Genomic DNA, 13,914 nt, shown 5'->3' with positions numbered 1-13,914 from the left:
AGGCGGTAGCGTTGGCCACGCGTGCGCGTGACCCCGGTATTCGATGAGCGATTCATAGGCTTCGCGGTTGCAAACAACCGATGTGAGGAAGATGGGAAAAATGAATGAGTAGAAAGCGGCGGATCATCTGCATTACTGCCGGAGCATGGGCGCTCGAATGAAATACAGGATCCAACGCGGCACGGCCGATTGCTCCATTGATGAGCGAAAGGAAGCAATTGGCGACTGATCCAAGACTCAGTTCTGGGGCTATCTGAGGCGTACTGCCAATAGGGGATAGCCTTTTTTCAAGCCGCCAGAGTGTTGACGATACGATCACATCGGGTTCATGCACCAGTCGCGTAAAGCGTTGTGCCGCCTTACGTCCGCCTTTATGAACGATCGCTTCGAGCATGGCCGGCTTGCTTGGAAGGTAATGAAAAAACTTGCCCTCGCTCATGCCGGCGTTCTCGCAAATGGCAGACCTGGAACTGGTATGGCAGCCGCTATGGGCAAAGTAAAAAAATGCTGTCTCACGGGGCCGACAGCGTTCGGATTTATGTTTTTAGGAATCATTTTTTTCGTCAAATATCTCATTTTTGAATTGCATCAATGCTGAATCTTTATTAGACTGATTACTCGATCTATTATTGATTCAACTGAAATGCATGTCAATCAAAATCAATCAAGGGACTTGGAATGAAGAAAAAACTGAACTTTCAGCTTGGACGAACGACGTTGGCATGCTTGCTCAGTGCCTGCCTGCTCGCTGGCTGCGTGTCGCTTGGCCCATTGCCTGACAAGAGCATGCCCGTACAGGGGGATTGGACCCGTCGAGGCAGCGTTGAAAATGCCCCTGGGACCGATCCGGCGACCTGGTGGGCTGCCTTCAACGATCCCGTGCTCGATACATTGGTGGCACAAACCTTGGCACAAAATTTATCAATAAAACAATCTTTATATCGCTTGCAAGCCGCCCGCGCATTGCTACTGCCCGCGCTTGCGCAAGGCCGCCCGCAGATCAATGCGGGCGTCACTGCCCGCCGCGAACAGCGACTGTCCGGTAACGGCAATCTTGGTGCTGAAGCCGGTGAGCAGAGAGGCGGGAATACCAACTCGGCCGATAATATATCCTTGCTTCGCGCGGAGCCGCGTGCCAGTGGCTACTACCAGATGGGTTTTGATGCAGCATGGGAAATGGATCTGTTTGGCCGTGTTGCTGCCAGTGGGGAGGCCGCCCGCAGCGCCGCGGGTGTCGCCTTGGCGGATGCACGTATTGCAAGGGTCTCCGTCGTTGCAGAGGTTGTGCGCACGTATATTGAACTGCGCGGTGCCCAGCGTCGGCACGTCTTGCTTACGGAGAATGCGCACGACCAAGAGCATATGGTGGCTATGGTGCTGGAACGGCAGAAGTCGGGCATTGCAAGCGATTTCGAGAACGATCGGCTGGTCGCCGGCGCTGCTGAGATGATGGCGCAACTGCAATTGCTTGAGCAGTTTGTTCGGCAAGCGGCGCAACGCATTGCCATACTGACGGGGCAAGCCGCAAGCGATGAGCGCTTGCCTGATGTGATGCCACAGCCCATGGCGGAGAGGCTCACGCTCAGATTGTTGCCGGCAGATGTCGTTCGAGTCCGTCCTGAAATTCAGCGGGCAGAGCATGCGGTGACGCAGGCTGGTGCAGAGCTGGGTATTGCCGTGGCAGATATGTATCCACGTCTGACCTTGGTAGGAGATCTTCTTGCAAGTAGTAACTGGATCGGTACGCCGCTTCCAGGGCGTTCCACCAATGCCAGTTTGGCCATGTCGGTCAACATACCGTTGCTGGACTGGGGCGCGCGTCGCGGCGTCGTCAATGCGCGTGAAGCGGCCTTGGCGGAAGCTATTGCCGGCTACCAAGAGGCCGTACTCGAAGGCATCGAAGAAACTGAAAATGCACTTACCGCGATCGAAACTGGCCGTCGCCGCGCGGTGCAGGATGCCAGGCGTCTTGAGGCGGCCCAGCGCTCCAAAGCAAACGCCCAATTACTGTATGAACGTGGTGTTGTGAACATGACTGAGCTGCTCGATGCCACTATCGCCTTGCGGCAAGCGCAAATGAGCAGTGCTGAATTGACGGAACAGCGGGCACTTGCAGTGGTGGCGCTGCACAAGGCAGTGGGAGGGGCAAGCCTCGATCCTGCTCATCGCATGGACACGCGTGCGAGGACCCGGGCTCCCGACGCATCATGAAGGCGCTTACCTTGTCCGTGATGTTGATATTGATGACAGTCTGCGCGCAAGCAGAATTGAGCGTGGCCACCGCAAGAATGGAAGCAGCGCATGCAGAATGGCTGAAAGCGTTGCGTGGACAATGCAAATTGCGTCCGCCAACGCTGCGCCTGAGGCGATTTCGGCTGCTGTTACGAATAAATCCTCTAAGCTGCCAAGGCCAGGAATCGAAACGCACAAAAAAGGCGAACACGTGCCAAGGGGCCGGCACTGACTATCATCGGCGCTATCGTCGGATATGACACACTGTCTGTAGCGGCGATACAGTCCGGCGTTACGCTAGCGGTCACGGCGGGGCACCTCGCCAGCCGGACGCTAACGTTCGGGCAAAGCGCAATATGCAGACAAACCCGCAAAATAGACGCAAGGCCTATGGCATGTGTCGTCATCTTAGTGGTCAGCATTCGACATTCCAAGCATCAATGCCAATGCCAGGCTTCCGCACTCCAATCTTCTATTTTAAGTACCCTCATGGTCCCCAAATCGAATGTCAATAAGTATTCATCTTCAATGAGCCGTTGTGTCGTTATTACAGGTTGTTCAGGTGCAGGTAAATCCACATTGCTGTCCGAACTCCAGCGGCGGGGGCATACCGTGATCGAAGAGCCCGGAAGGCGTATTGTGCAGGAGGAGATGCGTACCGGAGGGCGGGCCTTGCCGTGGCTTGATATGTCGGCATTCCTGCACAGGGTTGTCGAAATGGCATTAATTGACTATGCAGCTGCCCAGTGCGCGGAAGGGCGGTGGGTGTTCTTCGACCGAAGCATCATCGATGCGGCCGCTGCATTACAGGCGCTAGAGGGTTCGCTGCTGCTCGCACAGCTTGGAGAAAGCCATCGTTATCATCCTTGCGTATTTTTAGCGCCTCCCTGGCCTGACATTCATGTCAAAGATGCTGAGCGCCGACATAATATCGACGCGGCACTGGAAGAATTTGATAGGCTTGAGCGCGCCTACCCATCATTGGGATACGAGGTTGCGTTGTTGCCAAGGATCTGTATTCGTGAACGTGCTGATTTCGTGCTGCAGGCCTTGGCAGCTTGGTGACCTCTCATGCTACTGAAATCCCTGAGCGATGCTGCAGCAGCAACTCTCGGAGGGGGCGAGCAAAAATGCTGTTTCTGTTATGGCTGAGTAAGTCAAGACGTAACAATAAAGAACTTCGCATAACCAGAGGTTGCAGCGCTGACAGCGAGCGCAGCGCCTGAAACGACTCCCTGTAGCCTCTGGGGCATGTTGATCTCGGCGATTTTCGGGACCGCAGTTGCCATCTTTTTTGCCCGGACAGATCGTAGGCATCGCTATGTCTCTGTTCTGACCGCCCCCGAGGAAACTGGACGTTGCGATTGCAGGGGGCTCCAATGGTGCTGTAGCGTGGCATGCGGCAGGCCGACGCAGCACCGGATTTTGCGCCTAGTCGCGCCAGTCCGGCGCGCACATGCCCTATCCGGGTGCGGCCCATGGCAACGCGTTATTGAGCCGCCGCTGGCTTCCAGAGTTCGGCTTGCCTTTCCATGCCCACTTTGAAACGGCGCCTCAATGTCTTGCGCGTCGAAAATCGTCAGCCGCTCATGGGGCCGTCCCAACCTTTCGGTACATGCGGTGGCCAGCGGCATTCAGAAGATTCAATTTTAGCCGCATATGGTTGAGTCAAGTAGCGCTCAGCATCGAGAGCTGCCATGCATCCTGACGCTGCCGAAGTAATAGCTTGACGATAATGCTGATCAGCAACATCGCCAGCCGCAAAAATGCCTTTGGACGAAGTTTGGGTAGTATTGCCCTTCAATCCAGATTGAATCTCAAGATAACCACTATTCATCGACAACTGGCCATCGAACAATTGTGTGTTCGGTTGGTGGCCAATTGCGACAAAAAGTCCTTTCACGGAAATATCGCGTGAACTGTTGTCCAATATCGAATTCACTCGTACGCCTGAGACACTGAAAGCGTCGCCCAGAACCTCCGCGATGGTGTGATTCCAGAGCAATTCCACTTTTCCGGCGTCGACCAAGGCAAATAGTTTATCTTGCATAATTTTCTCTGCACGCAAACTGCCGCGCCGGTGGACCAAATAGATTTTTCGGGCGATATTGGACAGATAAAGTACATCCACAACTGCAGTATTTCCACCGCCCACCACCACGACATCTTGCTCCTTATAGAAGAATCCGTCACAGGTTGCACAAGCGGAAACACCGCGCCCCTTGTACTTCTGTTCTGACTCAAGGCCCATGTATTTTGCAGTGGCACCCGTTGCGATAATCAAGGCATCGCAGGTGTACTCTGCGTTATTGCCGTTGAGTTTAAACGGGCGCATTGACAGCTCAGCATGGTGAATTTGGTCAAAAACCACTTTTGTATCAAATCGTTCGGCATGTGCCTGCATGCGTGCCATCAGATCAGGGCCTAGCAGGCCCTGACTGTCGCCAGGCCAGTTGTCTACTTCAGCAGTCGTCATCAATTGGCCACCCTGCTCAAAGCCTGTGATGACCATCGGTTTCAAGTTTGCACGGGCAGCATAAACGGCTGCAGTCCATCCGGCCGGTCCGGAGCCCAGGATGATGAGTTCGTGGTGTGTGGCCATATTCGTTATAAATTATGCTTAATAAATTCGATAACGTGTCGCTTGCCAATGGTACCAACCATATGATCGACAACCTTTCCATCTCTGAACAGCAAAATTGCTGGAACGCTTTGCACGCGGAACTTATTTGCCAACCTGTCAGCATTGTCGATATTGACTTCAGCAAAATGGGCGTCGTCCCGCAGCTCCTGTGCCACTTCATCATATACAGGCGCCATCACGCGACATGGTCCACACCATTCGGCCCAAAAGCGAACGACATGCAGGCCAGGAACGTGGGTCACCGCAAGGTCGAAATTGTTGTTATTTAATGAACTGATCATCACGCGTCTACTTTCTTAAAATTGATTGATGTCAGAATGTGTTGTCCTTAACAAAGATGCGGACCACACAATCAGTCGTTTCCCTGCCTACGTTCAAACATCATCCAGGCAGCCGGGGCAGGGCCCGGCACTTGAATGCAATGGGGATGCGCATTTATGGTCAAGGAAACGCGAGGCCCTAGGCTGCTTCTTGATAAGAATCTGTTTAGTCTTTCTTTCTTTGACCTTCTTGGCCATGGAGTTGCGGCCATAAAGGGGTAAGTCATTAGTTTTACTGTTGCTCAGAAAGAATGAGCTGGTGACTCAGAGTAGATACATTTTTGGTTTCAACATCCAAAAACTACATTCAATGGAATGATTGAATGATAGTCACGTGCAATGTTAATGTCAATGCAGTAAGCGGCCAGCCGTGCCATCGATGAATTCGTGATCTTGGCAGCAAGTGCGCAAGCCATGCCATCGCTGTTGCCGGCACTGCTAATGCCCGTAGTCGGTGCTACTGCGGCACCATGTAGACTTTTATCGCTGAAGAAGCAGTACGGCGGTATGCGATCCGAAGGCTTGCGGGAGCTCAAGCTTCTGCACGAAGAGAACGTTCGGCTGAAGAAAATGGCGGCTGGGCTGAGCCAGGGAATGGCGATCTTGCACGACGTCGTTAAAAAAGGGGAGGGGGCGCTAAAGCGTGAGGGGGCGATCGTCTGCGCGGTGAGAATATCGTGACGGTTTACTGGTATCGTTGCCGAGCGCACGGCACCGAAATACTTGTTTGTCGACAACAGCAACGAATTGTCGGGGAAAATGCAGGATCTATGGGCCTACCACCATCTTACCAAGATCGATTTCAGCCGACCGGGCAAGCCGATGGACAACTGCTTCAGCGAAATGCACAACGGATCGCTGTGCGATTAATGTCTTAACGTTCGCCAGTTTGGAGACTCAGGCCGTCGTAGCGGCTTGGCGTATGGATTGCAATGGGATTTGGTCGCACACGGCCCTCAAAGACCAAACCCTGCTGCCCTTGCTCTGAGCGGGGTTTCTGGATGGGTAGACAATGACCATTGGCCGACCGAATTCTCGATCCTCTGGTGATGCTCCTGCCAGTCGTGGTCAGCGTCGCATCGCATCGATACGCAGGCCCGCAGCCTGCCATCCAGGAAAACCATCTTCAAGGCGTTGCGCCTTGAATCCCTTCGTCCTTAGCAGCGAAACCGCTTGAATAGAAAGTACGCAATAACGTCCACCACAGTAAGCAAGAATGTCCTGGTCGCGCGGCAGTTCGACGAAGTGCTGTTCTAGAGCCTCGGTTGGGATATTGATTGCACCGGGAATGTGTCCTTTCGCGTAGTCCTCCTCCGAGCGGACATCCAACAGCAGAACTCCTTCTTCCAGTCTGGTGATCAACTCTTCGACAGAGACACCTTCCAGGTGCTCCGAGTAGTGAATATCGCTCGATACCACGCGCTGAATCTCTGCTTGCTGGAAATCGAGATAGTCGTGCAAGGCGGCAAGCATATTGGCAACTGGCCCGGTGCCAATCCGATACAGGACATGCTTGCCGTCACGGCGGGTTTGGACAAAGCCTGCGCGCCGGAGTTGCTGCAAATGCTGGGAAGTATTGGTGATGGAAAGCCCTGAGAGTTTCGTCAGGCGCTCCACCGAGCTTTCTCGCTGAAAAATGGCTTCCAGCAAGGCAAGACGATGTGCATGCCCCAGCGTTTTGGCGATGTCGGCCAGTTCGTTGAGGGTCTTGGATGGGGTCTCAATCATATTCATGGCTGCAGTCTCAGTTCTCTATTGACGTCACAATATCATCCATCTATCATTCCATCATCCAATGGAATGATGCAATGAAGAAACCTTCGAAGGAATCGGACATGACCTCGACAGCAGCTGCCCCTCAGGCCTCGTGGCGTGAGTTGTTCCACGGGCGTAATGGCTTACGCTCTATCGCGCTGGCCGGCGGAGTGGCACTGCACGCAGTAAACATCTATATCGTTACAACGATCTTGCCGACGGTTATCCAAGAAATCGGCGGCCTGGCTTACTACGCTTGGAACACTACATTGTTTGTCGTGGCGTCAATTGTAGGATCGGCTGTTTCTACCCGACTTATCGCCACAATGGGGCCCCGCCAGACCTATCTGCTTGCCTTGGCTGTGTTCTCGCTTGGCGCCGTGGGCTGCGCCTTGGCACCAACGATGCCCGTCATGCTGGCAGCCCGTACGGTGCAGGGGGTGAGCGGCGGCGTACTGTTCGCTCTCAGTTATGCCTTAATCCGGGTGGTGTTCGATTCGCACCTGTGGCCTAGGGCAATGGCGCTGGTATCAGGCATGTGGGGCGTAGCGACGCTTGGTGGTCCGGCTATTGGGGGAGTTTTTGCCCAGAACGGTCATTGGAGGTTGGCCTTCTGGGTAATGCTGCCCGCAGCACTCCTGCTGGCCCTTATCGTGGCAACCCAATTTCGCGGCAAGGAAGCTAAGGATACGGCCACAGGGCGCCTGCCGATTGCCTCCATTACATTGCTGGTGCTATCGGTCTTGGCAATTTCGATCGCCAGCCTATCGCAAAGCCTCGCTTGGAATGTGGGAGGTATCATTATCGGACTGATCATTGCCGCTCTGATTGCTCGAATAGACAGTCGAAGCTGCAACAAGTTGTTGCCTTCAGGTGCCTATTCCTTGTCAAGCCAACTTGGCGTGATCTATGCAATCATGAGTTTGCTGGTGGCAGGCCTGACGACCGAGATTTTTGTTCCCTACTTTCTACAGGTGATCCATGGTCTGACGCCACTTGTCGCTGGTTACATGACAGCGGCTATGGCGGGAGGGTGGACTCTGGCTTCGCTCTACAGTGCGACTAGCGATGACACTCGGGCGTATCGGCTGATCAGGATCAGCCCCGTCATAGTTACAGTAGCACTGACCATCCTAGCGGCAACGATACCGATTTCGACATGGCAGAACAAGGAAGCCAGTATTGTGGTTTATTGCATTGCTCTCACGTGTGTTGGCTTTGGGATCGGATTGAGCTGGCCGCACCTGCTCACGCGCGTCTTCGCGGTTGCCGCTGCTGGTGAAGAAACACTGGCATCCGCGTCAATCACGACTGTTCAGCTCTATGCAACGGCACTTTCCGCTGCACTCGCGGGCGTCATTGTCAATGGCGCCGGGTTGGCCAACCCAGGTGGAGTGGCAGGTGCCCAAGGGGCGGCCCTAGCGTTGTTCGCCTCGTTTTCTATCGCATCTGCGCTTGCCGTCCTGTTATCGACACGCATTAAACGATGACGCTTTATTGTGGCAAGATCCAGGCAGTAACCGTGCAAATCCTTGCCGAGCGAATCATGAGCAGTCGCTCATCATTCTGAGCAATCCGTGACGGAAAAATCTGGGGATTGGGATTGCTCCCGAGTATCGTTGACGCCGATCTCGGTAAGCTGAAACTGCTGATTATGCCGGTGCGAGGTTTAAAACGTTGAAAACGACCTACGCAACGACCAAGGGTTGCGAGGCCATGTGCGCTTTACGCAAGTGACAGGCGGGAATTATCAATCTAACGGGCGAGGTCCGTAGGGTAGCCCGCATCGTCAAACGAGCTTTTGGCATCGGACTAGGAGCGCTGACGGAAGCCATCGAGTTGCTCGTCCAGGACCTCGGGGGAGCAGACTGCGTGACATCGGAGAACACGAGATCTCGTCAACTGAATCTAATTTTTGCTATACAGCCGATCAAGGAACATCTATGCAGCTGAGAAGAATCGTTCCGGAAGATTGGTCATGGATCCAGAGCTGGTTCGAGGATGAGCAGCTCAACAAGGCGCTGGGGCCGCTCGACGAGGCGTGGCTCGATCATGCCCTGCACGCCGAGAACGGCGTCCAGCTTGTTGGCGTCGAGGACAGCCTGCCCGTCGTCTTGATCGGCTGTGCCTGGAGTCCGGAAGCTGGCGGTCTCCACGGGATAACGGATATTGCTGTATCGCCGGTGTCGCGCGGGACCGGCCTCGGGCGCCGGGCAGTTGCTGCGCTCGTTCGCTGGAACTGCCATCCGCCGGCTGCGGGTTGGGTCGCCTTTGTCGATCAAGAGAACGCGGCCGCACGCGCTTTCTTCACGGAACTTACGTGGATATATCGCGGCGTCGACGACGAGATGCATCGCTTCGAGCTTCAGGTTACCTGAGCCTGGCGCGGCAAGGGACAACCTTCGGCCTCTTCGGCCGCTGGCTACAAGCTGTCACCTGGCTTTTCTTGGGGGCAAGGATTCGTCGTGCATTCCATCCCTTCTTTCCACCATCCTGTCCCCCGATTTTCGTCTTCCATCGCTGTAGTCAACCTGGCAACCCGGCTTTGGCCTATGATGGGCTGGCACATGCACGTGTGATGTTTCCCTTTATTTATCAACCATGAGGTGTCCATGATTCGCTATGTCCTGCCCGTCCTGTTGTTTGCCGGCACACTGCCGGCGCACGCCCAAGCTCCTGCCAAGGAGGCGCCGCTGATCGAGCGTGCCAAGCTGTTCGGTAATCCCAGCAAGTCCGGCGGCAAGCTCAGTCCGGATGGCAAGTGGCTGTCGTGGATCGCGCCGCGCGACGGCGTGCTCAATGTGTGGGTGGCGCCGGCTGGCGACTTGGCGCAGGCGCGGCCGCTGACGGAAGAGAAGCTGCGGCCCCTCCGCGGCAGCTTCTGGTCGCCCGATTCGACAACCGTGCTGTTCATCCAGGACAAGGGCGGCGACGAGAATTTCCTGCTCTACGGCGTGAATGTGGCAAGCGGCAAGCAGACCAATTACACGCCGTTCGAGAAAACCCGCGTGCGGATCGTCCAGATCAGCAGCAAGGTGAAGGACCGCATCCTCGTCGGCATCAATAACCGCGATGCGCGCTGGCATGACGTGTACAGCCTGGACCTGGCCAGCGGCAAGCTGACGCTGGTGCAGCAAAATGACGGTTATGGCGGCTACGTGGCCGACGAATTGCTCAACTTGCGCATCGCCAGCAAGGCGCGCGCCGATGGCGGCTTCACGTATTTCCGCATGACGGACGGCAAGGTCGACAGCGCGCCGCTGGCCGAGGTGGGCCTGGAAGACTCGCAGACGACGTCGCCGCTGGCCTTCACCGCCGACGGCAAGACCTTGTACTGGACCGATTCGCGCGGCCGCAATACCTCGGCGCTACTGGCGCAGGACGTGGCCAGCGGCAAGACCGCGGTGGTGGCGCAAGACCCGCACGCCGATATCGCCGATGCGCTGTACGACACGCGCACGGGCCGCGTGCAAGCCTATACGGTCAATTATCTGCAGCAGGAATATTTGCCGCTGACGGATGACCTGAAGGCCGACCTGGCTTTCCTGAAGAAGAATACCAAGGGCCAGTTCAATGTAACGTCGCGCACGGATGCCGACGACAAGTGGCTGGTGGGCGTCGACACCGTCACGGCGCCGCCGTCGAGCTGGCTGTATGAGCGCAAGAGCAAAAAACTGACGCAGCTGTACGTGACGCGGCCCGAGCTGGAAGGCGCGCCGCTGGTGCCCATGTATCCGCAGGAAATCAAGGCGCGCGACGGCCTGACCCTGGTGTCTTACCTGACCCTGCCGCAGGCGTCGAAGGCGGGCGCCGGCGGCAAGGCCACGCAGGCGGTGCCGATGGTGCTGCTGGTGCATGGCGGCCCGTGGGCGCGCGACACCTACGGCTACAACAGCTATCACCAGTGGCTGGCCAACCGCGGCTATGCCGTGCTGTCGGTGAATTACCGTGGCTCGACGGGCTTCGGCAAGCAGTTCATCTCGGCCGGCGACCTGCAGTGGGGCCGCAAGATGCATGACGACCTGCTTGACGCCGTGCAATGGGCCGTCAAGAGCGGCGTGACCACTGCCGACAAGGTGGCCATCATGGGTGGCTCGTACGGCGGCTACGCCACCCTGGCCGGCATGGCGTTTACGCCGACCACGTTTGCCTGCGGCGTCGACATCGTCGGCCCGTCGAACCTGTTTACCTTGCTGCAAACCATCCCGCCGTACTGGGAAGCGGGCAAGCAGCAGTTCTACAAGCGCATGGGCGACCCGACCACGGAAGAGGGCAGGGCGCTGCTCAAGGAGCGCTCGCCGCTGAACTTTGCGCAGAACATCCAGCGCCCGCTGCTGATCGGCCAGGGCGCGAATGATCCGCGCGTCAACGTGGCTGAATCGGACCAGATCGTGGCGGCCATGGCGGCGAAGAATATCCCTGTCACCTATGTGCTGTTTCCCGATGAGGGCCATGGCTTTGCCCGGCCCGTGAACAACATCGCTTTCAATGCGGTGACGGAAAACTTCCTGGGCCAGTGCCTGGCTGGCCGCGCCGAGCCGATGGGCGCCACGCTCAAGGCGTCCACCGCGCAAGTCAAGCATGGCGCCGAGTTTGCGCCGGGACTGCAGGAGGCGATGCGCTAAGCACCCACGGCTGGCGAGTCGCCTGCGCGGGGCTTCCGGCCGTTAAAAAATGTCAACTCGACATTAATTTAATTGCAATGGGTTAATGTGCGGCCGCTCTCGCGACGGCGGCGCGCCACGCATTCTGGAGGCGGCGCGTCTGCCGCCTGCGCCGGTATTGCGGGGGATGCCGCACGCGCCATTAGGATTGCTTTTTGATAATTTTCCCTTGGCGGCCAAGAGGCATTGCCGCCACAGCCGTTCTGTCAGGCGCGTTTGCCAGCTGTCAGAGTGTCCACGGGTGATCTTCCGCGCCGGCGACGATGCCTCCCAGCGTTGCCTGATCGCGCTCCGCATGGCTCTGGCGCAGGAACACGGGCAGGTCGGCCACCAGGCGGGCGAAGCGGGCGTCGCTGCACAGCGGGCCGGCGCCCAGCGCCCGCGTAGCCAGGTGCAGCACCAGGGTCGCCGCGTCTTCCGTTGCCAGGCGCAGGCGCAGGGCCAGTCCCATGGCGTCGCGTTGCGGGTGGCGGTCGATGTCGGCGGCCCCTTCGCGCAGCAGGGCGCCCACGGCGTGCAGCGCGCAGTCGATCTGGCCCAGCTGGGCCAGGCGCACGGCGTCGGGTGCGGCATGCTGCGCGCGCGCATGCAGGTGGCTGGCGATGGCGCAGGCGGCGCCATACCAGGCGGCCGCGATGCCGGCCGCGCCGTGCCAGAAGCCGGGGCGGCCCAGGTAGGCGCCCGGCGCGCCCACGGGAAAGGCGCGCGCGGCCGAAAAGGTCACGTCGACGCTGGCGCAGGCGTGCATGCCGACGGCTTGCCAGCCTTCGTCCGTGACGTGCACGCCGGGCTGCGCCAGTGCCACCGAAGCGAGGCAGGCCTGGCCCTCTTCATTCCAGCAGCTGAGCAAGGCATGGCTGAGGCCACTCGCGCCGGAACACCAGGCCTTGCGCCCGTCGAGCACATAACGGCCATCGGCCGCCTGCTGCAAGCGGACGCGCGCGCCCGGCATTTCCGCGCACCAGACGCCCCAGCTGCTGCCGGCCGGCGCGCCGGGGCCGTCGATCTCGGCCAGGATGGCCAGCGCATCGGCATGGCCTTCATACAGCTTGAGCAGGGAAAGGTCGATGGCGGCCACGGCGGCAAGGGCTTGCCAGCGTTGCAGGGTGGCGCCATGGCCGGGCAGCGGGAGCTGGTCCAGGCCCGCGTCGCGCAGGCGCCGCAGGCCGTCGATGGGCGCAAGCTCGCCGTCCTGCGGACGCAGCAGGGCGTTCAAGGCGGCGTGGCTGAAATCCTGGTGGGAGGCGATGGTAGTGGACGGCATGGCTAGCTCCTGTTTTTCAAGAGCTTATCTTTCTATTTTGGTAATGTCTGTTCGATTTTGCACATAGCCGTATCGGCGGGCACAAGAGCATCACCGTGCTGGACGATGATGCCCCGCAGCGCTTATTTTTTCACGTAATGCATGTCCAGGACGTATGCGCCCTTGTCCAGCATCACCGTGTACAGTTCGTTGCCGCGCAAGGACAGGCCGCCGGGGATGCTTTGTGCGGCTTGCATGCCTTCGTCCCACATGCACGATTCGCCATTGTCCACGTCGACGCACCATTGCTGCTTGCCGTCCCGCAGCACATATTTCACGGTGGCGCCGCTGCGCTGGAAGGTATAGGCCGGGACTGACGAGGTGATCTTGTCGACGCGCAAGCTCGTTGCCGCGGCGTTTTCCGCCAGTTTGATCAGCATGTCGGCCGTACCGTCCGGCTTGCCCGTGATCTTCGCGCTCATGCCATCCGTCGCCACCACGGGACCGGAGCAATCGGCCTTGAAGTAGGTCTCGCCGGTCGGCGTCAGTTCCAGCGAACCGCTGCCGTCGCTCTTGAATGCGATGACGAGCTTTTGACGGTCGTGATTGTCGCAAGCCGACTGCCAGGTGCCGATGTAGGCGGCCAGTGGCGAGGTGCTGCCGGAATCGCCGGCAAGCTGCTGTGTCGTACCGCCGCCGCCGCCACAGCCGCTCAGGAGTGCCGCGGCCGAGCCGGCCAATACTGCCATTAATTTTTTCATTCAGGGTCCTTTTCATCCGGCAGCGGTGCGTGCCGTAAACGCGGCCTGATTATAGAAGTATTAATGCAGGGAAATTCTCACCGAATCTATCGCGAGCTTGATTTGGATCATATCGCGGCAATGCGCTGAAATTGTTTGACGGACTGAAGGAGGAGGCGCAACTGGCGTGCATTGCGCCGAATACGCGGCGCAATGGCTGCTGTATTGTTTGACATCGTGCGTCGCGCGCATACAGGCGCCGTCATTTTGCGAAATGGCGCCGATGGGGAGATTGCCGGCACCCGAGAAGGGCGCC

General features: G+C 57.8%; 13 protein-coding genes. 7 read left to right on the top strand and 6 right to left on the bottom strand.

The window, feature by feature from the left end; all coding sequences use genetic code 11:
- Positions 1 to 52: 52 nt before the first annotated feature.
- Positions 53 to 394 carry a hypothetical protein gene (locus AC07VI_RS25220; protein WP_139842500.1) on the bottom strand — a complete coding sequence of 114 codons (342 nt, stop codon included), beginning with the start codon at positions 392 to 394 and terminating at the stop codon, positions 53 to 55.
- A 21-nt stretch (positions 395 to 415) separates the two neighbouring features.
- Between AC07VI_RS25220 and AC07VI_RS25215 the strand changes: the two genes are divergently transcribed.
- From AC07VI_RS25215 to AC07VI_RS25205, 3 genes are all read left to right on the top strand, one after another.
- Complete coding sequence (locus tag AC07VI_RS25215; RefSeq protein ID WP_139842501.1) at positions 416 to 598, top strand: hypothetical protein; 183 nt, start codon at positions 416 to 418, stop codon at positions 596 to 598.
- Positions 599 to 678: 80 nt separating this feature from the next.
- Positions 679 to 2,211, top strand: a complete 1,533-nt coding sequence (locus tag AC07VI_RS25210; protein WP_086146010.1) for an efflux transporter outer membrane subunit — start codon at positions 679 to 681, stop codon at positions 2,209 to 2,211.
- Between the two features lie 411 nt (positions 2,212 to 2,622).
- Complete coding sequence (locus tag AC07VI_RS25205) at positions 2,623 to 3,297, top strand: AAA family ATPase (protein WP_492995179.1); 675 nt, start codon at positions 2,623 to 2,625, stop codon at positions 3,295 to 3,297.
- A gap of 514 nt (positions 3,298 to 3,811) precedes the next feature.
- Here AC07VI_RS25205 and trxB read toward each other — a convergent pair.
- Positions 3,812 to 4,834, bottom strand: a complete 1,023-nt coding sequence (gene trxB, locus AC07VI_RS25200; protein WP_086146012.1) for a thioredoxin-disulfide reductase — start codon at positions 4,832 to 4,834, stop codon at positions 3,812 to 3,814.
- Positions 4,835 to 4,839: 5 nt separating this feature from the next.
- Positions 4,840 to 5,157, bottom strand: a complete 318-nt coding sequence (gene trxA / locus AC07VI_RS25195; protein WP_086146013.1) for a thioredoxin — start codon at positions 5,155 to 5,157, stop codon at positions 4,840 to 4,842.
- A 453-nt stretch (positions 5,158 to 5,610) separates the two neighbouring features.
- Between trxA and AC07VI_RS25190 the strand changes: the two genes are divergently transcribed.
- Entirely contained in the window at positions 5,611 to 5,877 is a 267-nt protein-coding gene (locus AC07VI_RS25190) for a hypothetical protein (RefSeq protein WP_492995177.1), read from the top strand.
- A gap of 387 nt (positions 5,878 to 6,264) precedes the next feature.
- Here the strand turns inward: AC07VI_RS25190 and AC07VI_RS25185 are convergent, their stop codons facing one another.
- The gene (locus tag AC07VI_RS25185) at positions 6,265 to 6,924 is read right to left on the bottom strand and encodes an ArsR/SmtB family transcription factor (RefSeq protein ID WP_086146014.1); all 660 of its coding nucleotides are present in this window, start codon (positions 6,922 to 6,924) and stop codon (positions 6,265 to 6,267) included.
- 80 nt (positions 6,925 to 7,004) lie between these two features.
- Between AC07VI_RS25185 and AC07VI_RS25180 the strand changes: the two genes are divergently transcribed.
- The 3 genes from AC07VI_RS25180 (at position 7,005) to AC07VI_RS25170 (ending at position 11,576) form a co-directional block, all read left to right on the top strand.
- A complete protein-coding gene (locus AC07VI_RS25180) occupies positions 7,005 to 8,441 on the top strand; it encodes an MFS transporter (protein WP_492995176.1) in 1,437 nt (478 codons plus the stop codon).
- Between the two features lie 453 nt (positions 8,442 to 8,894).
- Positions 8,895 to 9,329 (top strand): GNAT family N-acetyltransferase, encoded by a 435-nt coding sequence (locus tag AC07VI_RS25175; protein ID WP_086146015.1) that lies wholly within the window; start codon positions 8,895 to 8,897, stop codon positions 9,327 to 9,329.
- A 234-nt stretch (positions 9,330 to 9,563) separates the two neighbouring features.
- Positions 9,564 to 11,576 (top strand): S9 family peptidase, encoded by a 2,013-nt coding sequence (locus AC07VI_RS25170; RefSeq protein ID WP_492995173.1) that lies wholly within the window; start codon positions 9,564 to 9,566, stop codon positions 11,574 to 11,576.
- 265 nt (positions 11,577 to 11,841) lie between these two features.
- Here AC07VI_RS25170 and AC07VI_RS25165 read toward each other — a convergent pair whose 3' ends face one another.
- The gene (locus AC07VI_RS25165; RefSeq protein ID WP_086146017.1) at positions 11,842 to 12,879 is read right to left on the bottom strand and encodes an acyl-CoA dehydrogenase family protein; all 1,038 of its coding nucleotides are present in this window, start codon (positions 12,877 to 12,879) and stop codon (positions 11,842 to 11,844) included.
- A 122-nt stretch (positions 12,880 to 13,001) separates the two neighbouring features.
- Positions 13,002 to 13,619 carry a hypothetical protein gene (locus AC07VI_RS25160; protein WP_139842502.1) on the bottom strand — a complete coding sequence of 206 codons (618 nt, stop codon included), beginning with the start codon at positions 13,617 to 13,619 and terminating at the stop codon, positions 13,002 to 13,004.
- Between the last annotated feature and the right edge of the window lie 295 nt (positions 13,620 to 13,914).

The sequence above is a fragment of the Janthinobacterium sp. GW821-FHT03A03 genome, assembly GCF_059421435.1.
The sequence above is the reverse complement of the archived record's forward strand: the minus strand, read 5'-3'. Positions and strand labels throughout refer to the sequence as shown.

Bases quoted from the DNA above. Each gene is read 5' to 3' on its own strand.
- AC07VI_RS25220 (WP_139842500.1), bottom strand. From the start codon at position 394: ATGCTCGAAGCGATCGTTCATAAAGGCGGACGTAAGGCGGCACAACGC.
- AC07VI_RS25215 (WP_139842501.1), top strand. From the start codon at position 416: ATGAAAAAACTTGCCCTCGCTCATGCCGGCGTTCTCGCAAATGGCAGA.
- AC07VI_RS25210 (WP_086146010.1), top strand. From the start codon at position 679: ATGAAGAAAAAACTGAACTTTCAGCTTGGACGAACGACGTTGGCATGC.
- AC07VI_RS25205 (WP_492995179.1), top strand. From the start codon at position 2,623: ATGGCATGTGTCGTCATCTTAGTGGTCAGCATTCGACATTCCAAGCAT.
- trxB (WP_086146012.1), bottom strand. From the start codon at position 4,834: ATGGCCACACACCACGAACTCATCATCCTGGGCTCCGGACCGGCCGGA.
- trxA (WP_086146013.1), bottom strand. From the start codon at position 5,157: ATGATCAGTTCATTAAATAACAACAATTTCGACCTTGCGGTGACCCAC.
- AC07VI_RS25190 (WP_492995177.1), top strand. From the start codon at position 5,611: ATGCCATCGCTGTTGCCGGCACTGCTAATGCCCGTAGTCGGTGCTACT.
- AC07VI_RS25185 (WP_086146014.1), bottom strand. From the start codon at position 6,924: ATGATTGAGACCCCATCCAAGACCCTCAACGAACTGGCCGACATCGCC.
- AC07VI_RS25180 (WP_492995176.1), top strand. From the start codon at position 7,005: ATGAAGAAACCTTCGAAGGAATCGGACATGACCTCGACAGCAGCTGCC.
- AC07VI_RS25175 (WP_086146015.1), top strand. From the start codon at position 8,895: ATGCAGCTGAGAAGAATCGTTCCGGAAGATTGGTCATGGATCCAGAGC.
- AC07VI_RS25170 (WP_492995173.1), top strand. From the start codon at position 9,564: ATGATTCGCTATGTCCTGCCCGTCCTGTTGTTTGCCGGCACACTGCCG.
- AC07VI_RS25165 (WP_086146017.1), bottom strand. From the start codon at position 12,879: ATGCCGTCCACTACCATCGCCTCCCACCAGGATTTCAGCCACGCCGCC.
- AC07VI_RS25160 (WP_139842502.1), bottom strand. From the start codon at position 13,619: ATGAAAAAATTAATGGCAGTATTGGCCGGCTCGGCCGCGGCACTCCTG.